17 protein-coding genes are annotated in these 26,835 nt (G+C 43.3%); 5 read left to right on the forward strand and 12 right to left on the reverse strand.

Features of this window, described 5'->3' with window-relative positions; translation table 11 throughout:
• Nucleotides 1-4: 4 nt before the first annotated feature.
• The 3 genes from QVP90_RS03310 to QVP90_RS03320 form a co-directional block, all read right to left on the reverse strand.
• A complete protein-coding gene (locus tag QVP90_RS03310) occupies nucleotides 5-289 on the reverse strand; it encodes a hypothetical protein (RefSeq protein WP_021935639.1) in 285 nt (94 codons plus the stop codon).
• Nucleotides 290-372: 83 nt separating this feature from the next.
• Nucleotides 373-1,557: a DUF4886 domain-containing protein gene (locus QVP90_RS03315; RefSeq protein WP_021935640.1), complete on the reverse strand. Its 1,185-nt coding sequence runs from the start codon at nucleotides 1,555-1,557 to the stop codon at nucleotides 373-375.
• A 41-nt stretch (nucleotides 1,558-1,598) separates the two neighbouring features.
• Entirely contained in the window at nucleotides 1,599-3,218 is a 1,620-nt protein-coding gene (locus QVP90_RS03320; protein WP_288203909.1) for a discoidin domain-containing protein, read from the reverse strand.
• 397 nt (nucleotides 3,219-3,615) lie between these two features.
• Between QVP90_RS03320 and QVP90_RS03325 the strand changes: the two genes are divergently transcribed.
• The 4 genes from QVP90_RS03325 to QVP90_RS03340 all read left to right on the forward strand — a co-directional run bounded on the left by QVP90_RS03325 (nucleotide 3,616) and on the right by QVP90_RS03340 (nucleotide 6,152).
• Nucleotides 3,616-4,638 carry a hypothetical protein gene (locus QVP90_RS03325; protein WP_005928816.1) on the forward strand — a complete coding sequence of 341 codons (1,023 nt, stop codon included), beginning with the start codon at nucleotides 3,616-3,618 and terminating at the stop codon, nucleotides 4,636-4,638.
• A complete protein-coding gene (locus QVP90_RS03330; protein ID WP_224203520.1) occupies nucleotides 4,628-5,062 on the forward strand; it encodes a hypothetical protein in 435 nt (144 codons plus the stop codon). The genes QVP90_RS03325 and QVP90_RS03330 overlap by 11 nt, the downstream gene beginning before the upstream one ends.
• A gap of 40 nt (nucleotides 5,063-5,102) precedes the next feature.
• A complete protein-coding gene (locus QVP90_RS03335; protein WP_224203521.1) occupies nucleotides 5,103-5,387 on the forward strand; it encodes a hypothetical protein in 285 nt (94 codons plus the stop codon).
• A 270-nt stretch (nucleotides 5,388-5,657) separates the two neighbouring features.
• Nucleotides 5,658-6,152 carry a hypothetical protein gene (locus QVP90_RS03340; RefSeq protein WP_264380949.1) on the forward strand — a complete coding sequence of 165 codons (495 nt, stop codon included), beginning with the start codon at nucleotides 5,658-5,660 and terminating at the stop codon, nucleotides 6,150-6,152.
• A gap of 421 nt (nucleotides 6,153-6,573) precedes the next feature.
• On the opposite strand, the gene QVP90_RS03345 is transcribed toward QVP90_RS03340, so the two are convergent.
• From QVP90_RS03345 to QVP90_RS03365, 5 genes are read right to left on the reverse strand one after another with little or no spacing between them, the layout of a single operon-like run.
• The gene (locus tag QVP90_RS03345; RefSeq protein ID WP_021935644.1) at nucleotides 6,574-8,853 is read right to left on the reverse strand and encodes a glycoside hydrolase family 3 N-terminal domain-containing protein; all 2,280 of its coding nucleotides are present in this window, start codon (nucleotides 8,851-8,853) and stop codon (nucleotides 6,574-6,576) included.
• Between the two features lie 17 nt (nucleotides 8,854-8,870).
• Nucleotides 8,871-10,097: a DUF4998 domain-containing protein gene (locus tag QVP90_RS03350; RefSeq protein ID WP_021935645.1), complete on the reverse strand. Its 1,227-nt coding sequence runs from the start codon at nucleotides 10,095-10,097 to the stop codon at nucleotides 8,871-8,873.
• Nucleotides 10,098-10,111: 14 nt separating this feature from the next.
• A complete protein-coding gene (locus QVP90_RS03355; protein ID WP_021935646.1) occupies nucleotides 10,112-11,320 on the reverse strand; it encodes a DUF5000 domain-containing lipoprotein in 1,209 nt (402 codons plus the stop codon).
• Between the two features lie 30 nt (nucleotides 11,321-11,350).
• A complete protein-coding gene (locus QVP90_RS03360; protein WP_007479911.1) occupies nucleotides 11,351-13,345 on the reverse strand; it encodes a RagB/SusD family nutrient uptake outer membrane protein in 1,995 nt (664 codons plus the stop codon).
• Entirely contained in the window at nucleotides 13,346-16,540 is a 3,195-nt protein-coding gene (locus QVP90_RS03365; protein WP_007479910.1) for a SusC/RagA family TonB-linked outer membrane protein, read from the reverse strand.
• A 260-nt stretch (nucleotides 16,541-16,800) separates the two neighbouring features.
• Between QVP90_RS03365 and QVP90_RS03370 the strand changes: the two genes are divergently transcribed.
• Complete coding sequence (locus QVP90_RS03370) at nucleotides 16,801-17,691, forward strand: AraC family transcriptional regulator (RefSeq protein ID WP_007479909.1); 891 nt, start codon at nucleotides 16,801-16,803, stop codon at nucleotides 17,689-17,691.
• A gap of 13 nt (nucleotides 17,692-17,704) precedes the next feature.
• Here QVP90_RS03370 and QVP90_RS03375 read toward each other — a convergent pair whose 3' ends face one another.
• From QVP90_RS03375 to QVP90_RS03390, 4 genes are all read right to left on the reverse strand, one after another.
• A complete protein-coding gene (locus QVP90_RS03375) occupies nucleotides 17,705-18,727 on the reverse strand; it encodes an aldose epimerase family protein (protein ID WP_021935648.1) in 1,023 nt (340 codons plus the stop codon).
• A gap of 65 nt (nucleotides 18,728-18,792) precedes the next feature.
• Nucleotides 18,793-22,134: a DUF5107 domain-containing protein gene (locus tag QVP90_RS03380; RefSeq protein ID WP_021935649.1), complete on the reverse strand. Its 3,342-nt coding sequence runs from the start codon at nucleotides 22,132-22,134 to the stop codon at nucleotides 18,793-18,795.
• 13 nt (nucleotides 22,135-22,147) lie between these two features.
• The gene (locus QVP90_RS03385) at nucleotides 22,148-23,542 is read right to left on the reverse strand and encodes a sugar porter family MFS transporter (RefSeq protein ID WP_021935650.1); all 1,395 of its coding nucleotides are present in this window, start codon (nucleotides 23,540-23,542) and stop codon (nucleotides 22,148-22,150) included.
• 90 nt (nucleotides 23,543-23,632) lie between these two features.
• On the reverse strand, nucleotides 23,633-26,835 hold a 3,203-nt coding region (locus QVP90_RS03390; RefSeq protein WP_288203914.1), incomplete at its 5' end, for a two-component regulator propeller domain-containing protein.

A 26,835-nucleotide genomic window follows, 5' to 3' on the forward strand; every position in this document is an offset into this window, starting at 1 on the left:
CTTCTTATTTTTCAATCGTTCTATAATCGGGTATTCCTGCGGACTTACTTTTCAAAGAAAGTCCGTTTAATATTTTGCGTATACAAACAATACTTAGTTTTCCACACAATTCCGGATATTTTAAAGCACGTTGCTTTAAATAATGCAATCTCAAAATAGGCTTTTCTTTATCCGCGTACGCAAATTCTTCTTCAAACATAAAAGTCCGGTTTCGTTCACCTGTCACAATAATGGTAGCATCATTACTGCCATCATCTAAAATTTTGATTTTAATTATGGTTTCATTCATATCTGTCAAAGTTTCTATTAATAACTTTGTAGAAAAAATAACCTCAAGAAAATTCCCAAGGTTACTCAATTATGAATTATAGGTTATAAAATATATAATTCCCTTTTATTTAAATGAAAAAATATAAATCCACCGGTAGGCTGCTGAGGCTTGTTTTCAAAATTCCCTTCGGCGTATCCCCACCAGCAACTTTTGGCTACATCTGCAGGCATATCAAGCACGGTAGTCGTTTGTTGGACCCCTTCTCCATTAGTTCCGTTAAATTCATCGTCCAATATCGTTACGATCTGGGTATCATTTCCATCCATATCTTTTAAACCGAAAACAGATTTACTGGAAGAAGAAATATTATTCCACAATGCAGATTCGCTGACTGATCCAAAATTCACATTAACCGGTTTTACAGGCACCACTGTATTATCGCCCTCATAACCTATATTCTCTAATGATGTCACCTTATCAGGTGATTCTACAGCCGCATGAGCAGCCTGTTGAGCAACCATAGCCACAACATCGTTTACAGCCGAGGGCTTATAAGTTTTCCCCACAGCACTCTGTCCGGTTATAATTTCAAGCCATGTACAGGCCGCAGTATAACGTCCCATCCCGTAATCAAGATGATATCCGTCACGATTGAAGTTATCCCCTATAAAACTTGTACGACCATTCTGAATAGCCGTACCGGAAGGAACTATAAAACTAATTTCACTATGATTCTTTTTTGCCTGATTTACAGCATCCACGATTGCCTGGTACATCGTCTGCTGATTATTACCATAGTTAGCAAACCCACCATGAGTAGAATTCTTTGCATAAGCCCATGTCTGATGTAATCCGAATTTCACATTATTATTAGTAACAATCCCTTTCACATAATCCAGTAAATTGCCTAAATAAGGTTCATACGTTTCTGGTCTTCCCGAATCTTGACTTACTTGTTGAAAGGTTATATAATCCCATGGTTCATCTTTCACACACGCTTCGAGGGTTCTATTGGTATTATTCGTTTTTTTTCCATCAACTACCTTCCGATACTCAAAAGCCGCATCATTATTAACAACCACATTCCAATGGGATTCTAACCCTTGGCCACCCCGATAAGCATTCCCGATAATCAAGTTATCACCACCTTCAAGAGCCAGTTCATATAGATACTGTTCGATAGCGTCCTCCGAAAAGCTATTACCAATAGCTAAAATACGTATATCTTTCCCCTGACCGGGTAAAGATAAAACTAACATAAATAAAAAAAAGAGTAATTTTCTCATTTTCCGATTCGATTTAATTAATAAATAGGATTAACAAATATTTATCTATATAGCATAACTTTATAGGTAGCCATCCGAGGAATGTTCTCTGTTTCCACCCCGACCAGATACACTCCATCAGTATAATTCATCCCAATCGTAAGCTTGCCTTCCGATTGATAGTCAGCCAATATGTAACCACCCACATTCATCACTTTTATTACCGCTTTACCCGGAGTACATACGGCAATCTCACCATTGGAAATAGCCGGATAAACAGAAATTCCGGGAATATCAGTCACCGGAATAATGCTAACTTCACCGAATTTTTCTAACTTCAGAAGTGCACCGTCCGATTTATCAGAATAAATATATGAACCTTCCGTATGGTTATCAAAATTGAAATATTTAGATATTTGCCACATTCCACGCATTTTAAATGTACAATCATCCTGTGTCTCCAACTGTATCCACCCGTCTTTATTATCGGTTACCATACCAATACCACACCTCCAACCGCCTTCACCTTTATTCATATATTTACTACCAACTCGAAGATTATAAAAAGAAGTAAAACCGTCTACTTTAGAAAAAGTGAACACGAAAGTTTCATTGTTGCGATCTAAAGGATTAATACAGAATTCTCCTTCATAATTACTGCCAATATCGTGTTTCCACTGTAAGTACAATCCGGAAGCAATATCCTTTATATAATATTTTTGGTCTGAAAGTAAATTATCACAGGCTTCTCCTATCGGAGTAACAATAGCAGACGCTTCAATTCCCAGCTCGGCAACAGCAGTCCACGCCTTATTATTTATTTCGGATTTAGCTATCAATTTAAAATAACGTGCAGATGGATTAGAAATGATCTTTACATGCTGAGGATCGGGCGTATCGGAAAATAGCCCTGTAGCAGATGGAGATCCCCATACAACCGGACTATTACTAAAATAAATTTCATATTCTTTTATACGGCCGTTAGAACCGTCCTTCCTTCCCTGATAGACGAACTCATCCACTCGGTAAGTCTGTCCCATATCTACCACAATCTCATGAGGATGTGCCGGCTCACTGTTCCCATATTGGGTATGCCAGATCGTAGATTCATCACCGTCAATCGCATTCTCAACTTTTTCACTTCCTCCTTGCTGGCTGGAACAACCAACGATTTTCCACAAGGACTTATCAACAAAAAGATTAATATCCATAGAAGTCAACATACTCTCAAAATATCCAACCCGATTGCAATAAGCTCTGATTGTTCCACCCTGAGCCATATTTACTGGTTCTTTGTACTGTTGGAATTCCGTATCATCTACACTATAATAAATAGTGGCACCTTCGGTTGTTGTTGACAAAACAACATTTCCTTTAGTATCTTTCTCTATTTTTACAGGAGAACAAACCGGACTCGAGATTCTGCCCTGCTCCGAGAGCCGGTCATTACTACTCTTCTCGGTTATAGGAGAAATTATAAAATTGAAAATAGTATTCTCGGCTTTCAATTCATACCTTTCTCTCACATCCGGTCCACAACTGGCATTTCCCAGTGCACGATTCCGGGCATCCAGACAAACGACGGTATTCTTTCTGAAACTCATCTGATAAGGATGTTTCACTCGATTGTCACGATTGACATACATATCGCTTGCACGCCAGTGAGCTACTGAAACAGACATCTTCTCCGGAGCGATAAACAAGGCACCCGTACCGGCAGTATCCGTAATAAATTATTATGAGTATAAAACAGGAAGATATTCAGATGATTTTATCAGGAAATGTTACAGCATTGGTTTACAGTACTATCCCAATAGCCAATTGCAAACTAACAAAGGAAACGATTTAAAATTCCGATTAGACAGTAAAATAATCGATATGGGTCTGAAAGGATATAGGGACATTATTAATTATCCGGAACTTATGAGAGAATTTGAAGCAATGGATTCCACGTTCCAATATCTTTCGAAAATTGGCTACTCTACAATAAAACCTGAAGATTATGAAAAGATGGTCAATGATATAAAAGTGAAACAGACAAAATTGAATACAGAGAAATAACATAAATCAGTATACATTATGAAAAGGCAAATTTTATTTTTGAGCATAATAACGTTTTTTGCGTTGAGTGCTTTGGCACAGACTCCTTATGACAATTTTGCACCGGAACAGAGTGTAAAATCAATGATTGAAATGCCCGAAACGAAATTCAAAGTAGTAAATTCGGACTCAAATAGCAAAATACATAGCATTGAGTTTGATAAAAACACCTTGTCTTTGAATTTATTAAATGAGAGCGACAGTGTGCTTAAATCAATTATCCTCAACCCAAATGAGAAAAAATTTATGTCGATTGATCCACATGCTGAAAAGTACTATAGTATTAGTCCCTATGCCTATTGTTTTAATAATCCCGTAAATGTTATTGATCCAGATGGAAAAGACAGCTATCTATTGATTTGGTTTTCAGGAAATAACGAAACTGGACATGCTGGAATTGCAATTGATAACTATAAACAACAAGAAGTCAGAGATAAGAAAGGAAATGTCGTATTAGACAGTAAAGGAAATCCCACTTATGAAATGGTCAAAGATGGGACTATGACATATTACGATTTGTGGCCCAATAGTCCTGTAGGAAAAACTGAGTTACAAAGCAATGTAAAATCTGATTACTCGAAAGGGGTGACAATCAATAGTTTATCTGATTTACAAACAAAAGATCCAACAGGATTGAGAAGTGGAAGTGTTAGTGCTGAAGGCAGAGCTGCTGATGGAATTGTGCAGATAAATACAACTTACGACCAAGATACAAAAATTCAAGGTTATGCTTCTAATACATCAAATTCGGGAAAAGCATATAATGCTAGCAGTTTTAATTGTTCTACATTTGCCGAAAATGCTTTAAAACAGGTATTTCCAACATTAGATGCCAGCCAGTTTGTGAAAATCCCAGGTGCTTTAAGGTTTATATATAACGACACAAGAGTTGTAGCACCAAACAATTTATACAATGCTACAATGGCATTACCAGGTGCTACAAATATAAAGGGGCCAAAATCTGTTGTTGCTAAACCTTATTTGCAATATTATGGAAAATAGACATTTAAAATCTTATATAATTATATCTGCGTTGATAATGCTTTCTTGTACCGAAAATAAATCCACAATTTTAGAAACCCCATTTGTAACGGTGGTGAAATTAGTATCTGCAGAACAAAGTTTGGCTTTTGAAGAAGCAATACAATACATAGATGTAATACAGGTATATTCAAAATTAGGGTTAGAAAATCCTGAATCGGATTGGAAAAGAACAATAAAACTTCAATACAATCTCGGTAAAGACAAAAAAATCTCAAACGATTTTAAATATTATGACTATAACATAGAAGAAACTATAACAGAAAATAATGCGGTCGTTTGTTTCAAAGCAAGGAATACAAACAGTTCTATAAAAAAGATAACTTACGGATTAGAAAAACGCCAAAACAGATGGATAGTTATTTATATTGATTATTTCAAATAGTATTTATCGTAGTAAATACTGTTTTGTGATTAAAAAAAACTTGAAAGGTAAATTAAATTCCACAGGTAATCAATCTATAAAAAATGGATATGAAGATATGCTATTCCTCACTACTATTAACTGTAGTCAGCCTTTGTTTATCATTGAGATTAGAGGCAGTCAGTCATACAGCCTACTTGGAGGTTTTGGAAGTAAAAAAAATAAAAAATTACTACCTATTCTTGATTGTATAATCAAACATGAGCAACAATGTGTTTACTATACTCCCAACTTAATTTTTAACATTTATTCCCGTAACCTTAACGATTCTATTGATGAAGTGTAAATCGCGCGATAGGTTCAATATTAACCAGATTAGAATTGGATGAGAAGTGCTTTGAATATGCCGGACATTTGTTTCTTGTAGAAAGATATAAGAATTCATTATTCATCAACACAAACCAAAAGAAGCAAATTTCTTATTATATAGAAACCAATAATGTTGTCATAAACTACTATAACGACACCTATTCTTTTTGGATTTATCATTATATTAGTGATAGATTCTTTTTTAGAGACATGTATGATACTTATTGTAAACCAACAAGGAGTCAATATGGACGTTAAAAAAAAGATTTTTTTATTTTTGCTCATTGGAGGTGTAACCGTAATTCAAGCACAAAAAAACGAAAGGTTTACCCCTCCAAATATGACACAAAAAACTCATACATTCGCATTACCTGAATTGCAAATTGACAGTACTTTTATTACTAATTTAAACACTGTATTATTTTCTCAAAAAGGATGTGGAGTAAAGAAAGATAGTAAGTGGAAAAATTTTTTCATACTTTTTAAGGCAATAGACAGTACGAGTTATTCGATCTGTTTAAGTCTTGAGGATATACCAGCAGAAAAATCTATAGTTTTTTTTAAGTATAATGATTTTTATTACTGGTTACATGGAGAAATACCTCCTAATATTATATCAAAAACTAAAAAAAGGTTTTCTTACAAAGAACCTATTCCTGCTTTCTACGATCCCCCTTTTTGGACTTTAATATATCATATCCAAACTGGAAATATTGAGTTCAAAGGTCAGGATTGCCATTAACAATTAGTCTATATGTCAATACGAAACAGAACTCAAAACACTGTATGAGAAGTTCCCCAAAGACGTAGCAAATTTTTCTGAAAGACGCTACATCTTTTTCATAAACAGAATCTATTCTGCAAAATAAGCTGCATTCAGTATGTTTTTACCCCTTCACTTTTTTTCTCAATCGGTTTATTCATCGGAGATATAGGGTGAAGGCGCACTGGGATGTGTCCTTACGAATCCTGCAAACGGTCCTTAGCTCCTACGGGCACCGTGTTCGGACAGCTTTTGCACGGTTGCAAAAACCCTTCACCCCGTATCCCCCTTGAACAAGGCGATACAGAGTGAAGGGTGAAAGCGGTGAAGGGGGTAAATCCCAAGTGATATTCTGTTATCCGGAACCGGATTTTATCTTTTGAGCAACCTTACCGACCGATTATTTTACCAGAATCGTTTTATTAAAATGAATACGGTCGGAAGAACTTCCTATCTGTATTTCAAACTCACCCGGTTCCACCACAGGTTTCATCCGGACATCGTAAAGGGCCAGTTCGGACATCGGTACTTCCAAAGTCACTTTTTTCTTCTCTCCGGCTTTAATAAATACTTTCTTAAAAGCCTTTAATTGCTTGATAGGAGTAGATACCGAACTGATCTTATCGCGGACATAAAGCTGAACCACCTCTTTTCCATCCCGCTTTCCGGTATTTTCCACCTCTACTGTGGCCACAATCGTACCCTGATCGGAGTAAATGGAGTCATTCAATGTACATCCGGAATAATTGAAGTTCGTATAGCTCAATCCATAACCAAACTCCCAAAGTGCATACGGATGTTCAAAAATATAATGCCCGGCAGGTTCTTCATAGGTGCCCGGACGGTCAAAACGCTGCACACGGTCCGTAGGATAATAATTATAGAAACAAGGCGTGTTACCCGTACTCCTCGGAAACGACACATTCACGCGTCCCGAAGGATTGACATTCCCTACCAGAATATCGGCAAGCGAGCGTCCCTGCTGCTCTCCTGCATACCATTGCACCAGCACTGCATCCGCATTTTCTTTCGCCCAGCTCATTACCAACGGCTTACCGGATATCAAAACGACAATCATCGGTTTGCCCGTGGCCTTAACGGCTTTCAACAGTTCCGATTGGTTTCCGGGAAGCTCCAGAGAAGAAAGGTCGAAGCCTTCACCGGCTGTCGAGTAACGAGGACCACGACCCAGAAACGTACTGCGCGTACCTACCGCCACAATAGCCAGATCACTCTGCTCTACGGCTTTCACAGCCTGCTCTATGTCTTTACTATCCGCCCGATTCCACCAGTTACAGCCATCCGCCTGCAAAATGGTTTTCTTTTTACCCAGTACTTGCTGCAATCCCTGATACAACGTCACCCCCTCTTTGGTATCCGGTGTTGTCCAGGAATAATCACCGAAAACAGTCTGATTGCTATTCGGGCCTACTACGGCAATAGATTTATATTTAGACAAATCGAGCGGAAGGATATTATTCTTATTTTCCAACAGAATAGTGCTTTCGTCGGCTACCTCTTTTGCCAATGCAATGTGTTTGTCCGAGCGAACCACCTTTTTCACCAGTTTCGGGTCACCGTAATAAGGACGGTCGAACAAGCCCAAAGCAAACTTCACGTACAAAACACGACGAACCGCCTTATCGATATAAGCTTCATCGATTTTGCCCTCTTTCACCTGTTGCTCCAACGTTTCATAATCCGAATCCACGTCCAGATCCACACCGGCAATCAACGAAACCTTTGCAGCCTCTTCACGGGTGGGGACGGCATAATGAAAAGTCATCACCCGGTCCACAGACCCCCAGTCGGAATAAACATACCCTTTAAAGCCCAATTCATCACGCAGCACATCCGTCATATAGTAAGGAGAAGCCGACACGGGTATGCCATCATATGCACTGTAACAACTCATGATGCACAACGGATTCGTCTCCTTAATCACACGGGCAAAAGGGTAAAGATAGATACTCCGGAATTCCCGTTCACCGCCACTGACAAAAGCGCAATTCAGACCACCGGCCGGTGTTCCGTGAGCCACGAAATGTTTGGGCGTACAGGTTATCTGATGTTTCTGGTATCCTTTCACAAAGCCAATTCCCATTTCCGAGATAAGGAAAGGATCTTCTCCATAGGTCTCCTCTACTCTTCCCCAACGTAATTCACGGGCAATGTCGAATACCGGTGAAAGTACCTGGTGGATTCCCATTGCCGCAGCCTCCTTACCGGCGGCATCCGTCATACGCTCAATCAGTTCCGGATTGAAAGTACTCCCCTGCGCAATGGAATGTGGGAAAAGAGTCGAATTATTCTGAAGGATTCCTTGAATACCCTCCACGGCTGTCAGGATAGGAATTCCCAGACGGGTCTTGGTAAGCATATACTTTTGCAATTCATTATAGATGCCCGCACACTCTTCGGCAGTCTTTCCCATTTCGTGTGTGCAACCATAGCTCTGCCCTTGAAAGATGGATTCTATCTCATCTATTCTCCCGACAGGCCTATTCTGCAACTGCAATGTTTTTTCATGAAGCGTCATACGCCTCAGCAAATCCTCTACCCGGCTCTCGATAGGCGCCAGAGAGTCTTTATACAAAGGTTTCTCCTCCGTTTCTCCGGCCCAAGCGGTGGCAGTTCCCATACCTAATACGAGGGCGATCAAAAGTTTCCTTGTTTTCATACCTGTATCCTAAAATGTTATTCTACTTCTTTCTCTATCGTGTTTATTTTATGAATCTTGTTCAGAGCAACGGCATTGATACGGATATCCGCGCTCTTTTCTCCCATACTGGCTACCCAACCCAACAAAAGCGTTGTTTCTTCATCCAATGTGAAACTCAAAGTCTTTGTACCGGTAGTACGCCCCCAATTGACAGAAGCCAAAGCGGTAGCCGCTACCTGATCGGTATCCGGAAAAACATCTGCCACCACCACAGCGCCATACGGGTTCAGATTATTCCCCTTAGAGGTATTCACATTAAAGGAGAATTCATAGGTTCCGGCAGGCAAGGTCACCTTTTGCCAGATTTTACCGTTTTCAATGGCACTGTCATAATTGAGAGTAGACATATTGATAAATGTCTTACCGGCAGAAGCCTCATAGAAAGTTCCCGTACGACCGCCGTTTTGAGTAAGCAGATTAGGAGTATATTCCCAATCTTTCAATACACCGCTCTTTTCTGTCCCCTCATCCTGACGCGCAAACGGTTCGGTAGCATTCTTCATCACAGTCCCCGTCAATGTTTCATCCGCCTCCACATTCGCCTCAATGTCAAAGATATCCACAGCAGCCGTATCCGGCAGATAATAAGTTTTCATTCTGAAACCACTCATCGATTTGTACTCCTCTAAAACGGTTTCCTGTTCACTCTGTTCTACCTGAACCATACGTTCCTGCTCATTGACGTCCGTATACCAGATATGGACGTACGGAGAATGGCTATCGGCAGTAGACCAGCTAATCGTGGTAGAGTTGTTCTCACATTTCACAGACGAAATGCCCCGGTTGTACAATGTGCTCTCATAGATCGAGCCGTAAGAAGAACCGATCAGCGATTCCGGTACGGAAGCATGTCCTTCATCATCAAAAGTCTGTACTACAAAGTTATAAATACCCTCTTTCAACGGAATATCATATGTAAACACTTCCGCTCCCTCCTGACGCTGAACGGGCAGGTCGATCACATCCTTTCCCATGTTGTAAGTGATACGCAGCCGGGTAATCTTCGGATCGATTAGAATACCGTAGAACTGTACACGTTCCCTGCCCGAACGCATCTGCATCGCCTCCGGCTTGCCGATATACAGTATTTCCTTTCCATCTGTATACTTCAGATAATCATCCATCTTGGTGCAAGAGGAAAAATTGCCAAGCAACAAAAGCAACACTCCTATTGCCGATATATATTTAACTATCAATTTCATAATTCAAGCATTTATCAATTATTCGTTTCCGATTTATCATCTCCCCAGAAAGTAACTTCCGTAAACGTCATATTCGAGTTACCGGTCCAGTTATCGATACACTTAATGCGGATATAGCGTACACGCGGTGCATCCAACGGGAAATTCGCGTTATCCCCTTCCTTGGCGGCCAGACGGTCGTCTTCGGTCAGTTCGCTTCCCGGCAGGCCGGACGGCTTTTCATTCTCAATATGAAGCAGTTTTGTCCAACTGTCCCAACTTCCGGATTTATCCAATTCCGCACATCCCCAGACTTCATAGATCTTCGGAGAAACGTCATTATAGAAGTGCTTATCGTCTTGCACGAATTTCAAATTGAAACGACTCAACTTGGCCAGCACACCGAGATCGAAAGTGAACCAGGTAGGGCCATCGTGTTCTTCGATACCCGTATGAGCGCCGGTTTGTCCGTCACCATCGGCTGCCGCCCGTCCGTCCCAGATGTATTCCATCTTGCTCTCATAGAAAGTACAGGGGAAGTCGCCCGGCAAAATAACTTCTTTAAACTTCTTCTTATCGAGTTCGGTCTCGTATATCGGAGTCAGGTTTTCCTTTTTCACCGGAGATCTGTTTCCCCATTTATCTTCAAAACAGATCTCAAAATCACGGGGAACATCCAGAAAACCACGTACAGAGAAAGTCGCTTTCGCCAATCCTGTATAGAAAGTCTCCGCATTGACCATTTCATTGTCTGCATTCGGAGTAGAGACGTACACTGTGAGGTCGGCTTTCGAAGCATTGTCAAATGAAAAAGTCATTCCGCCGAAGTCCGGTTGTACCTCCAATGTTTCGTAAGCAGCCTGCACCGGAGGCGTATCTGCCGCAACCTGTATATTCACCGGTTCCGAATAATTTTCACTGCGATCCACGGCATATACATCCAACGAATAAGTGTCCGTATCTCCAAAACCCTCTACAAGCAATGTATTGGTGAAGTAGGAAGCCTTGAATTCGTATTTCTTTCCTGCCTTGTTCGTATAACTCGCCGCCACATAAAGCAAGTCCGGATCCGAAGGCAGGGTATAGGTAAGAAGTACCGAACCGGACATCTTTGTATAAGTAACATCACGTACCGGCGCCGGTGCTTCCTTGTCGTTTTCCAAAGGCTTCACAACGTCGTTCTGACAACCGGCAAAGACCGCCAACAGCCCTAAAGTGAGTGCATATATTTTTATTGATTTCATATTTCTTTCTGTTTTTAATCCTAAAACCATTTATTGCCATCCCGGATTCTGCACCAGATTGGGATTGATTACCAACGATTTCTCTTTAATCGGCCAAAAGTAATCGCGCGGTGCCACAAACTGCTGCGTATACATCGTAGTGAGCTGATAATAAGTATCCACTGTTTTGCCGCGGGGATTCCATGCCATCAGTGTCTTGTTATATTCTTTATCGGCAATCTTCCAACGACGGACGTCCCAGAAACGCTGCCCTTCAAACATCAGCTCGATGGTGCGTTCACGCTGGATAATTTCCCGTAATCCCAACTGCGTTCTGAACTTATTCGGTTTACGCGAATGCTCTTCCCAAGATTCTTTTACACCCGACAAGCCGGCACGCTCTCTGATTTTATCGACATAGCTGATTGCCAAAGTACGGGCCGCTTCCGAATCGGAAGCCTCATTCACAGCCTCTGCATACAGCAAATACAGATCGGCCAAACGAAATTCCGGCCACGGATACTGTTCCGAGTTCCAACCGCTCTCTGTGTTTACGAAACCCAGATTGACCAGTTTCTTTGCCCAATAACCTGTTTTAGAATATCCATAAGCTCCTAAGATACCTTGTGCCTGACCGGCACGTCCTTTCAACTGCCAAATATCGGATGAGTTTCCGGAAACACAGTTACTCTGATACCACAAACCACCGTCAAAACCGATATTGGCATAATAGCGAGGTTCACGGTCGAAATTGGCAGTCACCGTTTCGTAATCCGGTATCAGATAAAATTCATTCGCCGTGTTACTGGTATTTTTCTTCACTTTCAGACGGTTGGCATATTCCCACTCCTTATCCTCGTCGAGAGGAATACCATTTTTAGTATAATACAATTCCGTAACATACATGGTCGGGTTAATCTTCTCGGAAGCACCGTGCATATTCGACGGATATTTACCGACACGTGACATACAAGACTGCTGCAAGCCGCTTACCGGACGACCGGACAATCCCCAGATCAGTTCATCGTTCCATTTCTCCGTCACGCATTCACGCAAGCTCAACTCCCGTTTCAACCGGTCACTGAACAGCATGTTCGTATGGGTTTCGTGCAATACGATCTCCGGGCTGACACCGCCCTCTCCCTGTTCGCACATCTCGATTGCTTCTTCACAGGCCTCTTGGGCATCGATCCATTTCTGTACGCTGTATTCCTGACTAAACAGATGCTCCCCGTCTTTATTCGTAAAATCGGCATAATCCGGATTTCCATTGAACAACGGGCTGGCTGCCATCACCAGCAACTTAGCTTTCAGCATCAAAGCGGCCGGACGGGTGATACGCCCCAGTTCGGTTGCCTGATCATCTATTTTCACAGGCAAATCTGTTTTTGCTTCATCAAGCAGGTCGGAAATAAAAGCCACCACCTTATCGACCGGGGCACGTTTCAAGCGCACCTCTTCGGGTGTGGAAGAGATAGGTAGGTTCTCATTAATAATCACAATCGGACCATACATACGCAACAGCAGATAGTGATAATAAGCCTTCAGGAATTTTACCTCCGCCAGCCATCTCTTTCGCATGGAAGGTGCAAGATCACCTACATAGTTCAGATCGGAAACATAAGTAAGAAAGGTATTGCAATCACGAAGTCCTTCGTACAAGCTGTGGGCTGCCCCATTACCGCCATCCCAATAATTCATATAAGGATCGTTCACATTCTGATATCCCAAACCGATACGCCAGGTTGCATAATCATCCCCACTCTGGATGGGATAAAAAGTAGCCAGCTCGTCACCTCCCATCAATCCCACGTTGGCACGCTCGCTATGATACTCAGGGATGTATGAGTAACAGGTAAACAGATATTTCTCGGCTTCATTACGGTTGCTGAAAGAATGTTCGATCGTACCGACATTATCGGGCACGACATCCAGATAGTCACTACATGCACTCAATCCCCACATTCCGCCGGTCAATAACGAGACACATGCCAGATTTCTCAATTTATTTTTAAGATTATATTTCATTGCTTTCGTCTCCTTCATTTAAAAAGTTAATTGAACACCTATATTAATCACCCGTTGAATAGGATATCCCAGGCCATTACCTCCCATTTCGATATCCCACATGCTGAATCCGCTCAAAACAAACAGGTTGTTACCGCTACAATAGATACGGGCCGAATTTATATAAGCCTTTTTCGTCAATGTCTCCGGGAAAGTATATCCCACTTCCAGCGTCTTCATACGCAGGAAAGCACCGTTACGCATAAACCAGGTACTTTTCTGGATATTGTTCTCCATACGGGTCGTACTCAGGCGTGGCCACAAAGCGTAAATGTCCCGGTTGGTCTCTGTCCAATGGTTGTCTGCATAAGCTTTCAGCAAAGGAATATCCTTCCACATATAAGCGTTATCCCAATTGGTATCCTCGTATACGTGCACAAACGGAGAAGTATTCTTTGCATCGATCCAGAAAGAGGAACGGGCAGACCCTTGGAAGAAAGCGGAAACGTCAAAACGGGCGCTACCGAAAGAGAAACCGAAACCGTAGATGATTTCCGGAACGGTAGGAAAACCGATAGGCACTTGGTCCAGTTCGGTAATCTGTCCGTCACCGTTTACATCCCGGTATTTGATATCACCCGCCCCATATTCGCCAAAGGTCTGCTTCGGAGAGTTGGCCACATCGGCATCGTCAATGAACAGACGCTCGGCAATATAACCGAATTCCTGATTTAACGATTGTCCGACGTGAAGTTTGTACTTCTCATTGTATTCCGGTTCTTCATATTTCAGGAATTCGCTATGGGCATAGGTGAAGTTTCCGTGCACCTGCAACCACATGCCATTCCGGTATGCCTTGTTATAATCGAGCGACAAGTCCAAGCCACGCGCTTTCGCTTCACCCACATTGGCACGCACCTTTGCCGAAAGTCCCATTGTAGAAGGTATAGACTCCCTATCCATCAGGATATTAGTACGGTGTTCCGTAAAATAGTCGGCTTGGATATTCAATCCGTCGAACAATGTAAATTCTACGCCATAATTCGATTTGTAGGCTTTCTCCCAAGTGATATCACGGTTATCATAACGCCTCACGGTCACACCGTTCTTTGTATAATTGAAGTCCGTACCGAAATTATAGCTCTTGCCGGCATCGTTTGCATCCACCTCGGAAAGATAGAAGAAACGGTCGTCTTCGTCACCAATCGCATCATTTCCGACCAGACCATAGGTATATTTCAACTTAAACTTGGGAAGAACCTTTTTCAATGGTTTCCAGAACTTCTCGTTCGAAATGTCATAACCGACACCGATAGCCGGGAAGAAACCGTAACGTTCCGAACGGTAAAAGCGTTCCGAACCGTTGTACCCGAAGTTAAACTCAGCCATATAGCGATTGTCGAATGCATAAGTAAAACGGCCGGATAAGCCCTGGTTACGGTAAGGCAACGATTTCTGCAAATTGTCTTTCCCCGAATCGTCAGTGATATTGGATACCTTCTTTTCGCGACGTTGATAAACCAGCAAACCGCTTATATCATGATTACCGAAAGAACGGTTGTAAGACATAGCCGCCTCCATATAGACCGTAGACTGTACGTCTGTCCATGAACCGGTAGACTCCAGATATTCCGTCGGGTTGGCATCTTCGTTCAATTGCATGATGGTATACGAGCTATTCTTGTCATAAGATCCTACATTATAGAAATAAGGATTCGATGCACGTCCCACCTCAAAATAGGCATAACGGGAAGTATTGAACAGGCCACGAACATTCAATCCTTTCGTGATGAACGACAGGTCCTGTTTCAACTCGAACTGTGCGTCCATCGTCGATTTCGAATAATCTTTATATCCCTTTGTCAACTCGGCATAAGGGTTCGTGTATTCCACACCGTTATTGTACAGTGCATTACCATACAACACGTGCTTGGCAGAAGGCAGGTCGGAAGACGGATAATAAGCCGGAAACAATACCGGATTGGAAACCATGATCTTCTTATACATCGTATCACCGCCATCCAATGGACCGGTGTAATCGTCGAACGTACCGGCCAGACGCACAATAGCCTCAGTCGTCTTTGTCAGATTAATATTTACATTCGACCGTAACTGATAAGTGCTCAAATCGATATTATTCTTATAACCGGCATACTTGTCATTCTTCAGGTTACCATTATCTTTCGAGAAAGTGGCCGCAATATAATAACGGGCTACCTTACCACCACCGCTCACACTCAAATTGGCACGTTGGTTTGCCACAAGCGGATTAGTCATCAACTTACGCCAGTCGTTGGCCGGATACAGATAAGGATTCTTACCCGCAATCGTATTGGCAATCTTCTCGCGCGAATAGACCAACGGAGACAACGGATTACGTGTAACAGCCGCTTCATTGGCCATTTGCATGTAAGTGATCGGGTCTGCCAGCTCTATATTCGACGTATTGGATGAAAATGAATTCTCCACGCGTAAACTGACCTTAGCCGGCCCTTCCTTTCCTTCTTTTGTCTGCACCTGAATAACGCCGTTAGCACCACGTGCACCATACAAAGCGGTTGCGGTCGCATCTTTCAAGATAGAAAAAGCAGCGATATCATCCGGCTGCAAACGAGCCAGTTCGGTAGACGTTGTTTCGATACCGTCGATCAGGATCAACGGGTCTTTTTTATAACCGAAAGTCGTCACACCACGGATAAAGAAGTCGGCATTGTCCTGTCCCGGTTCTCCACTACGCTGGTAAGCTATCAAACCGGACATACGCCCGGCCAGTGCGGTAGTCAAGTTACTCGAAGGCACTTTCAGCGCAGCCGGCTTCACCGTCTCGATGGAACTGACCATACTCTCCTTCTTCTGAGTACCGAATGCCACTACCACCACCTCGTCAATGCTGACAGCATCTTCTTTCATCTCCACATCGATACGTTTCTGGTTTCGTACCACAATCTCCTGTGTCTGCATTCCCAAAAAAGAGAATACCAGTGTGGAACCGGCGGGAACATTAGACAAAGTGTACTCACCGTCCATATCGGTAGTGACACCGTTGGTCGTACCCTTCACCACCACGGTAACAGCCGGCAGCGGTTCACCGGTTTCATCCTTAACCACTCCTTTCACAACCCGGTTGTCAAGTACTCCGGCATATCCCGACGCACCACAGGAAAACAACAACAAGGCTAAAATGAACTTAAAAACTTTCCGGAAAGAAAGTTCTTCAAACATGTGTTTTTCCATACATAATTATTTTAAATCTATCACTTTATATTATCATAAAAACATATTAATAAGAATTATATTTATCATATGCAAAGTAAGCTTAAAAAGAAAGGGAAATCAATAGAGAAAAAAATTATGGATATGGAGAATCTTACCCTAAAAAAAGCGATCAAAAACTTATGATAAAACCAATCCGGTTTAGAAATATTTTGGTAACTTTGAATACAGATAACGTGAACTGTTATATTCAGATTTATCAACCCTATACCTGACAAGACATGCCACGAATTAAAAATGGATTCAAAGGAGAGCGTACCATTGTATTACCGGCTTTCCTGATCGAAAAATTAAAACAAGACCCTCTGGGCCAGGAGCTATATATCACTGATATAGGCTATTATCCGCATGCCAATTTTCATTATTGCGAACGTACCGCCGAAGAGGTTAATGAGTTTGTCCTTATCTACTGTGTAGAAGGACAAGGCTGGTTTGAACTGGCCCACCGGCGGAACGAAATCAATTCCAACCAATTCTTTATTCTCCCCAAACACGTGGCACATGCTTATGGCAGTAATACCGCCAATCCCTGGACCATCTACTGGATACACTTCGACGGGAAAAAGGCGGCGTTCTTCAGTAGCGGATTCGACCGTCCATGTAACATTACTCCCGAAGCACACTCCCGGATAAAAGAACGGCTGACGCTCTTTGAGGAGATTTATTCCGCCATCAATTCCGGATACAACAAGAATTATATGTTGTACGCCACCACCAGCCTGTTCCACTTTTTAGGTTCTATGAAATTTATCGGAGAATACCGTGACTGCGGTTCTATGAACCATTCACGAAAAGATGTAGTACAGCTTGCCATTCATTACATGAAAGAGAACCTGAATAAGAAGATTCGTCTGACGGACATTGCCGGTGAAGTAAAATTATCCACTTCTTATTTCTCCAACCTGTTCGAAGAGAAGACCGGATCTTCGCCTTTGCGGTATCTGAACTATCTAAGAATACAGGAAGCATGCCACTATCTGGATTTCACCGATATGAAAATCAGCCAGATCAGTCCGTTGGTGGGTTATGAAGATTCTCTCTACTTTTCCCGGTTATTTACTAAAACGATGGGCATACCTCCCTCGGAATACAAAGCCAAAAAGAAGGGATAAAAAACATCCTGTATCATTCCGGAAAATCCAAGTCAAACCGGTAGACGGTCCGTTGTCTGTATTCGTTTCCGGGTCTTAACAGGCACGAAGGGAAATGAGGATGCGAAGGCGTATCCGGAAAGAATTGCGTCTCCAGGCAGACTGCCGTATCGGGGGATTCATAATAGCCTGCCGTATAGAGTAATACCCCCGGCAGATCCGTCATCACTGTCAGACGGCGCTTGGATGCAGGTTCGCAGAGACAAGCCGCCAATACCATATCACGGGAAGGCTGTTCTTTCAGGATATAACAATGATTATATCCCCTATTATCACGCAACTGCTGATTATCCGTATATATATCCACACCAAGTTGTTTACGGCAAGTGAAATCAAAAGGAGTGCCTGCCACCGGAGTTACCATACCCGTAGGGATAAACCCGGCGTTTGTCTCTACTATCTTTTGGGCAGGAATATACAATGAATGCGAAAGAATCTTCTCCTTTGTTCCGCTTAAATTGAAATAGGCATGATTCGTCATATTCAAATAGGTAGGCTTGTCCGACACTCCGAAATAATCCACCGACAATTCATTGCATTCGCTCCAGCGATACTCCACCGTTACCTCCAAATTACCGGGATATCCTCCATCGCCATCCGGTGAAGCCAACATAAAACAGATGCCGTCGGCCAACTTTTCCCATTTCCACAATCGCTGATGAAAACCGGAATAACCTCCATGATTTGTATGTCGCCCGTCATTCGCCTCCAACTGATAGGTAAGGCCGTCTATCAGAAACGAAGCGTTTGCGATCCGGTTGGCAAAACGACCGACCGTAGCCCCCATATAATAGGTATCGGACAAATATTCCATCGGATTATCATAACCGGCTATCACATCCGTCAGCCGTCCTTCACCATCGGGTACCCCCGCTTCAATCCACCGGGCTCCCCAATTGGTAAATCCTACCCAGGCACCGGAAGCATTGACTACCTTAAAATAAAAAACAGGTTCACCCATTGCCGTATAACCTGCGATTTCGTGTATTACCTTCATTATAAAGTATTGAAAAGAAAAAAGATCCCCATATGCAAACCTATGGAGATCTTCTCATATAAAAATTAAGCGTCACATAAACTGCGGTGAATTTGCGCACCTTGATGATTGATATCCAATTCTATGACTTTATCCAGAAAGCCGGCAGCTTCCGGGATTTCATCCAATCCCAGATAACCCAGTCCCATCACATAATTGCAATGAATGCGGTTCCGCTTGTTCAAGTCGTCTTCCCAAATAGCCAGATCGGGCAATGAAACGGCAAAATAATCGATGCGGCAAGTATCAAACAAGTGCTTTTCTCCATGTTTGATCAGCTTGTTAAAACAACCCCGAGCCCGGTTCTCATCTCCCAATGCACGCCAGGCCAGACCTTGATAAAATATCTTATCCGGCTGCTGATCGTTATAATAGAATGCCTGCTGCGGTTCGGCGGAACCGACAGTCGCTTTCTCGAAGCAAACTTTCGCCTTCTCTTCATCGCCCAAACCCCGGTAAGCCTCTCCTTTATAATACCAAATATCATTTTCTTCGGCATTTGCCAGTTTGCCCTCTCCTAAATTGTGGGGATACTGATCCGTCTCTTCCAGCAAAGCTAATGCGTCCGCATAACGCTGTTCACGCAATGCCACCCTGGCAAGCTCCACCCGGCACAACACGTACTGACCGGTAATCTTTCCTTCTCCACCTTCCCACGGATGAAATTTACGACCGGCAATCAATGCTTTCGCCTCATCATAACGTCCCAGTTGATTATAGAGCGTGATGCGTTCGATAGCCAAGTCATCCCGTTCTTCCGTTGTGGACAAATGAGTTTCAAGAAATGCAAGACGCCGTTCATGCGAATACCCCAAACGCTTGTACAATTGATCCAACTCCATCAAGATACGTGAATCGTTCTCATCCAGACGGAATGCCTTTTCCAACGCCTCCAATGCTTTGGCCTTATTATCCTGTTTGTTATAATACGCCAATGACAAGTTACGCCATACGGTAGGGAAATCAGGACAAATAGCGGCCGAGGTCTCCCAACATTCAATGGCACGGTCATACTGCCGGGCAGCATACCAGAAGTTCCCCAAGCTGTAAGCGGCCTTAGCAGCCCGGTCGTTCAATTCCAAGGCATTTTGCAAAATCAAGACCTCTTCTATACGGTTCGGAAAACAATAGGAGTGGTCTTCCTTTTCCGCTTTCCGGTAATAGTCCAGTGCATGCGCTTTCTCTCCCCGGCAGGCATGAAAATACCCGAGGGCATAATAAATCATCGGATACACTTTACGGGTTTCCGAAAGATAGCTTTCCAAAAACAAAATGGCTTCATCATACAGACCCGCACCGCCAAAGTCGAGCGCATATTCAATAAATGTATGTTCCCAACGGCGCATTAATCCAGTCATCTCTGCCAGTAAATTCTGATCCTCCGTCAATAAATAATGCTCGAAACGGCATCCCATATTGAAACGGTCTATTTTCAAAGATTCCCGTATCAGATCCAATGCTTCTTCCTTCCGGTTCAGTTTACGCAGAATAGAGGCTTTCAACTGGCGAGCCTTATGATTGTGCCAGTTACGAATGAGCGAACGTTCCACCTTATCCAAAGCACTCTCATACTTACCCCTTGCCGTATCTATTTGTGCCAGGGCATAATAAGCGGCATCCTGCCAGGCCGCATTCCAGGCCGATTTGAAAAACGCATCATAAGCTTCGTCCATCTTTCCCTGCATCTTACAGCTCCAGCCTAAATTATAATAGGGTTCACCGTCATATGGATTGGGATTGCGTTCGGTCAGCGTGTCCACAGCCGTACGGAAATACTTCTCGGCAGCAGCAAATTGCCCTTTACGCATCAGTAACAACCCGATGGCATTATTGCACCGTACATCTCCCGGTTCACGCCGCAAAGCTTCCTGATAATAATCCATCGGATTATAGGTAGCATGGCGATATTGCTCCAAATGAAGCCCGGTCAGGAACAGTTGTTCCATCGAAGCGATCTCCTTCGGATCTTTTGCTGCCTTAGCAGGATCCGGTATCGGTTTTATCTCCGGCTTATCAGCCTGATAAGTCAACATTACCTTGCCCTCGCTATCCCGAACCTCTATTCGGATCTCTTCCTCTTTCAATCCTTCGGCCGGGAAAGTGGCAATGAACGGCTCTGCCGGAGAAACCTGAATCGTTTTATCGAACAGCAATGTTCCCCGGACATCTTTCACCAACAGATGCACATCCTTGTTGACACCTGACGTATAAAGAACCAAACGGGCATTGTCGTCTTTCAGTTCTACATTCAACAGGGCATCCTTAGTGGCGTTCTTTACATAACCCACCTCGCTGTAAGGCATGAAATATTGCACCCACGACTTCTCCTCATAAGGTTGCAACCATGAAAAGTCTGGCTGATTATCCGTATACATTCCTGTCATCAGTTCGATATAAGGTCCGTCCTCATCCGTAAGATTCCGGTCCCAAGCCTTGCCAAAATCCCCGTTTCCCCAAGTCCATTGTTTCTTACCCGGAGAAACATGATGGTCGGCAACATGCAGCAAACCTCCCCGGATATCGTCTTCATAACCACCTACAAAATCATATTTCGATTGGATAGCCATATAAGAAGTGGGAACAGGAATGTTTTTATATTTGGAAATATCCACCCCGGCCGAATAGTCTTGTTTATAATACACCCCGGTAGCAATAGGGAAAGAAGATACATCCCGCTTACCATGATCGAACACGGCATTTACATCGGGTGGAAACACCGAATGGTAATGGTCATTCACCACCACGGCCGGATTGGCCCACCACAAGAATGTCTGAGGAAATGCTGTACGATTATAAATCTTCACATTAATTTCAATATAAGCCTTACCCGGATAGAGTGTAAAACCCTGCATCCCTTTGGTACGGAACATGCGCTCCACTTCATTACACCAGATCGTTTTACTGCCGTCGGCATTCTCCTCGATAGAAAAATCGGTAGGCAGAAAAGTAGAGGGGCGGTGATGTTGCGGCCAGTTGAACTCGATTCCTCCTGATATCCACGGACCGGTAAGACCTACCAAAGCAGGTTTCACCACTTGATTATAATATACGAAATGGCGTTGTTTCACCTTATCATAAGCCATGTGTATGCGACCACCCAATTCCGGCAGGATCATGACCTTGATATATTCATTCTCGATAAAGAGAGCATGATATTTCTTTTCCACTTTCGTATCGGAGATCTTTTCCACCACAGGGTAAGGGTAGACAGACCCGCTACTACCTTGATACACTCTCTTTTCCAGGAAAATAGGATTCTTTTCCTCCTTTCCTATTTCATAGGTGGGAAGTAGAATATCCTCTTCCCACGCGCGTACCTCACTGGTATGCACTGTACTCTTAATCAGATATTGAGTTACTTTTTCCATACTATAATAATTGCTATTTTATTAATTCTTTTTCCAATTCTTCCAGACTCTTTCCCTTGGTCTCGGGTAAATAGAGTGCTACAAATATTCCGCCGGTAAGGCAGATGATGCCGTAAAGCCAGAAAGTACCGGCCGCTCCCAACCCGTTATTCAATACCGGGAAAGTATAAGTAAGGATGAAACAGGCAGCCCACAAGGCGAAAGTGCAAACCGACATCGCCACTCCACGAACCCGGTTGGGGAAGATCTCGGAGATAATCACCCACATGGTTGTAGCCAACGTCATGGCATAACATGCAATGGCAGTCACGACAATAATCAGCAACACGACCCCGGTAATGTGAAAATAATAGGCTGCCCCCATAAAGGCATAAATCACAGTCAGCCCGAATGCCCCTATCAAAGTAAGTGCCTTGCGTCCCCAACGATCGACCACGAACATGGCCAGAACCGTAAACACGACATTCGTAATTCCGGTCACAACGATATTCATCAGTACATCCGATACTCCATATCCGGCAGCCATAAATATCTCCTGTGCATAATTGAATATCACATTGATACCGCACCATTGCTGCAAAACGGCCATCACAACACCAATTACCAGCACTTTACGCATGCCGGGACGCAATAATTGCTTAAAGCTGCCTTGCCGGTTTTTATCCGAAGACGCCACGGCAATCGCTTCCAATTCCCGACGGGCATAACCAGATCCGCCCATACGGGTAAAGACTTTTAAAGCGGCTTCCCTACGGCCGGAAGAGGCCAACCAACGAGGACTCTCGGGAAGTATAAAACTAAAAATGAAAAACAGAGCAGCCGGCACAGTCATCGCCCAAAACATCCAGCGCCATCCCATCTGCCCGTTCCACGATTCACGTATCATTTCATACGTAGCTCCTATCTCCACCGGCTCCGCGATCTGCCAGTTCACAATCTGGGAAGCTAAAATACCCAGCACAACCGTCAGCTGATTGATAGCGACAAAACGTCCGCGCAGATGAGCCGGAGCTATCTCCGCAATATACATCGGCGACAGGCTGGAAGCAATACCGATGGCAAACCCGCCGACCAGTCTGAAAACATTGAAAAAAGTAAAGGAATTGGCGGCTCCCGTACCGATAGCGGTACAAATAAAGAGTCCTGCCGCCAATGTAAGAACCGGCTTCCGACCGAAGCGGTCACTCATTTTTCCGGCACTTAACGCACCTATCAGGCAACCTATCAGTGCACTACTCATCGCCCATCCTTGCAGTACGGGATTACCTGCTATCTGAAAGTATTGTTCGTAGAAAGGTTTCGCACCTCCTATCACTACCCAGTCATAGCCAAAAAGAAAACCTCCCATAGCCGATATCAAGGCTATCAGGAACAGATAAAGATTCGATTGTGTTTTCATCAGGGTCATACAAATATTAATCATTCATTTGATGACCGCAAAGTAACCGGGATTTACCCTATAAAGAAATAGAGAGAATCACTTAAAGTATGGACGATTTTACTTTTCCGGTTCGCTCCTTCTCCGTTTGCATTCTTTCCGGAATTCATTAGGCGTTTTTCCGAACTGTTTCTGGAATTGCTGGATAAAATTACTTGTAGAGTTGATGCCGACCAACACACTCACCTCATTAACTTGACAATCTTCCTGCGACAAAATAGTGGCTGCACGGTTCAGCCGAATGAAACGGATAAACTCCACCGGACTCATATTTACAATGCCCTTCAGCTTTTTACTAAAATTAGAATGACTCATATGGATCTTTGCCGTCAGTATCTCCACATTAAAAGTGGGATCGGATATGTTTGCATTCACAATATCCACCACCTGATTTACAAAGTTCTCATCAGACTTATTGATCTCTACCTGCCCGATCGGTATCAGTGGTTTGGTGTTCTGCAGGCTGATGTCCCGGTTTTTGTTCACTATCAAGCTTCTCAGCAAAGCCGATAAGTAATTCAGGTTGAATGGTTTCTCGACATAAGCATCCGCCCCGGCCTCCAGTCCCTGAATCTTCGTGCTAACGTCATTCTTCGATGTCAACAGCACCACCAATATATGGCTGGTAGCTATCTCCGCCTTCAATTTCCGGCAGAGAGACAATCCGTCTAAATTGGGCATGATGATGTCACTCAATACGATGTCTACCTTATTATGTTCTATCACGTCCAAAGCCTGTCTGCCATCGGCCGCCGTCAGGACAGTATATTCTTCATGCAACTGTTCCGACAAGAAATCCACCACATCCGGATGATCGTCTACAATCAACAGAGTAACCCTTATGCTGTTTTTATTCAGCAGAATCTGCCCGTCGCTCATCTCCACTGTCTGTACATTCTCGGTTATCTTCTGGCGAACCGGAAGTTTAAGCACGAAGCAGTTCAGCCCATCCATCTCCTCGTAGGTCAAAGTACCCCGGTGCTGCTCCACCAAGCTCCGGCAAAGCGATAGTCCGATCCCCACGCCTATATTCTCCTTACTGTTTTCTGCCCGGACAAACGGTTCGAAAATCGCTTCATGCATATCCTTCGATACCAACAAGCCGTCATTTATAATTTCAAGTGTCAGGTATTCGTCATCACGGCTCACCCGTACCGTAATACGAGCGTCACTGTATTTTATAGCATTAAATATCAAGTTATTCATTATCTTGTCAACCGCATCCTTATCGGCTATCACACAGATATCCGGATCTACGCGGTCTGCTATAATCTCAAAAGTCTTATTCTTTTCCGAGAGCAGCACAGAGAATCTTTCTTTCAAGGACTCAATCAGATGCAATGCCTTTATCTCCGAAAAGATCAACGGTTTATTCATGTTTCCGGCCGCTTTGAAGTCCAATAATTGATTTACCAGATTCAATAACTGGTCTACATTCTGTTTGATCAATCCAAGATAACGTTGTATATTCTTCGGAAACTGTACAGACTCCTGTATCACCAGATCCATCGGACCACTGATCAATGTCAGAGGCGTACGTATCTCATGCGTAATATTCGTAAAGAAAGCCACTTTGGATTCATAAAGCTCTTTCTCTTTCTCGATTGTATAAATCAGATTCTTCTCCTCATTTCTACGGGCAATTCTTTTCAGGTAAGAACGTATCCAGTAAAAAAGCAATGAAAACACTACCAGAATATAAATGATATAAGCAACAGGCGATGCCCACCAAGGCGGCAGTACATCAATCATCAAGACCTTCTCCGATTCATCCCATACTCCCATATTATTCGCCCCTTTCACGTGGAGAACATATTTTCCAGTAGTAAGCCCCGCATAAGATATCACATTCTTATCCGTATAGATCCAGTCATTATCGACGTTACTCATGCGATAGGCATACCGGTTAGCCCCCGGAGAAGCGAAACTCAATGCAACGAAACGGATACTGATGTTTCGCTCGTCGTATTTAAGTGTTATTTTATAATCCTTATCATACCGGTTGATGACATTGGGGAGAAGGTTTTTCCCATTTACAAGAAAATCTGTGAAATAGACGGAAGGCATTAAATCGTTTCTGACGAACTGCTCCGGATTGAATGAGACCAACCCATGCATGGTTCCCATAAAAATCGTTTCTCCATCCACCACAGCCGCCGAGTTATAATTAAACCGGGAGACGCTCAAACCGTCTTTTTTACCAAACACCTGTACTTCTTTGCTCTCCGGATTCAGGCACACAAGCCCGTGGTTCGTTCCAAACCAGATATTTCCACGAGTATCCTCCACAGCCTTGAAAACAATATCGTCCGGCAATCCCTCTTCAAGCGAATAGACTTCGAAAGCCTCATCCTGAAAACAACAGATACCTCCCCGGTCCGTGCTAAGCCAGATGCGTCCCTTGCTATCTTCCAAAATGCTGCTGACCGAATTCGAACTGATAGAACCGGGCTTACCATCCGCAAGATACTGCTCCGCCTCCTGTGAACGGATATTATACCGATATACCCCATTTCCCATTGCCGCAATCCAAATATTCCCCTGGCTGTCTTCTTTGATATCCTGTATATATCCGTAGCCGAACTCCGTCACTTTCTCAAAATGCATCGTCCCTTTTTTCGCCGTATATACGCCCCCGCCGTCGCTTATCCAAATAGTACCTGTATGATCTTCACAAAAAGCAAAGATGCTTTCCTCTTTCAAGCCCAGTTCTTTACCTGTATAATGCGTCACCTTCATAGACGGAGACACCACATCCAAACCATTCTTAAAATATCCGATCCAGATATTCCCGTCGATTTTCCGGATACAGGTGACCGTAACAGTAGGATGCGTATTGACCGGAGTAAAAACAGACATATTCTTATCGAAAACCGAACAGCCCTCATCTTCCGTTCCCACCCAGAGCTTCTGGGTCTCTTCATCCCAATACAAACCATGAATCCACTGGCTCTGTACACTCTGCGGATGATCATTCGGAATATAAACCGTAAAATTCTCCGCACTACGGCTCTGATAATTCAAACCGCCATACAACGTACCTACCCAGATCCCCTTTTCCCTATCGGTATACATCGTTGTTACCGTATTATTACTAAGCGAATGCGAATCGAAAGAATCATTTTTGACATTAGTACAGCTCCCGGTCAACACATTATAGATATAGATACCATTATTCGTACCCACCCACAATTCCTCCTCCTTGGACATCATCAGGCAACGGAGCATTACCTTATCCACTTCCGGAAAATCATGTAGGGAAA

Origin of the sequence: Bacteroides sp. CAG:189 (assembly GCF_000432295.1) — a bacterium.
Taxonomy (GTDB): domain Bacteria; phylum Bacteroidota; class Bacteroidia; order Bacteroidales; family Bacteroidaceae; genus Bacteroides; species Bacteroides salyersiae.

Excerpts from the sequence above, each read along its gene's own strand:
- QVP90_RS03310 (WP_021935639.1), bottom strand. The coding sequence starts at position 289 with ATGAATGAAACCATAATTAAAATCAAAATTTTAGATGATGGCAGTAAT.
- QVP90_RS03315 (WP_021935640.1), bottom strand. The coding sequence starts at position 1,557 with ATGAGAAAATTACTCTTTTTTTTATTTATGTTAGTTTTATCTTTACCC.
- QVP90_RS03320 (WP_288203909.1), bottom strand. The coding sequence starts at position 3,218 with ATGTCTGTTTCAGTAGCTCACTGGCGTGCAAGCGATATGTATGTCAAT.
- QVP90_RS03325 (WP_005928816.1), top strand. The coding sequence starts at position 3,616 with ATGAAAAGGCAAATTTTATTTTTGAGCATAATAACGTTTTTTGCGTTG.
- QVP90_RS03330 (WP_224203520.1), top strand. The coding sequence starts at position 4,628 with ATGGAAAATAGACATTTAAAATCTTATATAATTATATCTGCGTTGATA.
- QVP90_RS03340 (WP_264380949.1), top strand. The coding sequence starts at position 5,658 with ATGGACGTTAAAAAAAAGATTTTTTTATTTTTGCTCATTGGAGGTGTA.
- QVP90_RS03345 (WP_021935644.1), bottom strand. The coding sequence starts at position 8,853 with ATGAAAACAAGGAAACTTTTGATCGCCCTCGTATTAGGTATGGGAACT.
- QVP90_RS03350 (WP_021935645.1), bottom strand. The coding sequence starts at position 10,097 with ATGAAATTGATAGTTAAATATATATCGGCAATAGGAGTGTTGCTTTTG.
- QVP90_RS03355 (WP_021935646.1), bottom strand. The coding sequence starts at position 11,320 with ATGAAATCAATAAAAATATATGCACTCACTTTAGGGCTGTTGGCGGTC.
- QVP90_RS03360 (WP_007479911.1), bottom strand. The coding sequence starts at position 13,345 with ATGAAGGAGACGAAAGCAATGAAATATAATCTTAAAAATAAATTGAGA.
- QVP90_RS03365 (WP_007479910.1), bottom strand. The coding sequence starts at position 16,540 with ATGGAAAAACACATGTTTGAAGAACTTTCTTTCCGGAAAGTTTTTAAG.
- QVP90_RS03370 (WP_007479909.1), top strand. The coding sequence starts at position 16,801 with ATGCCACGAATTAAAAATGGATTCAAAGGAGAGCGTACCATTGTATTA.
- QVP90_RS03375 (WP_021935648.1), bottom strand. The coding sequence starts at position 18,727 with ATGAAGGTAATACACGAAATCGCAGGTTATACGGCAATGGGTGAACCT.
- QVP90_RS03380 (WP_021935649.1), bottom strand. The coding sequence starts at position 22,134 with ATGGAAAAAGTAACTCAATATCTGATTAAGAGTACAGTGCATACCAGT.
- QVP90_RS03385 (WP_021935650.1), bottom strand. The coding sequence starts at position 23,542 with ATGACCCTGATGAAAACACAATCGAATCTTTATCTGTTCCTGATAGCC.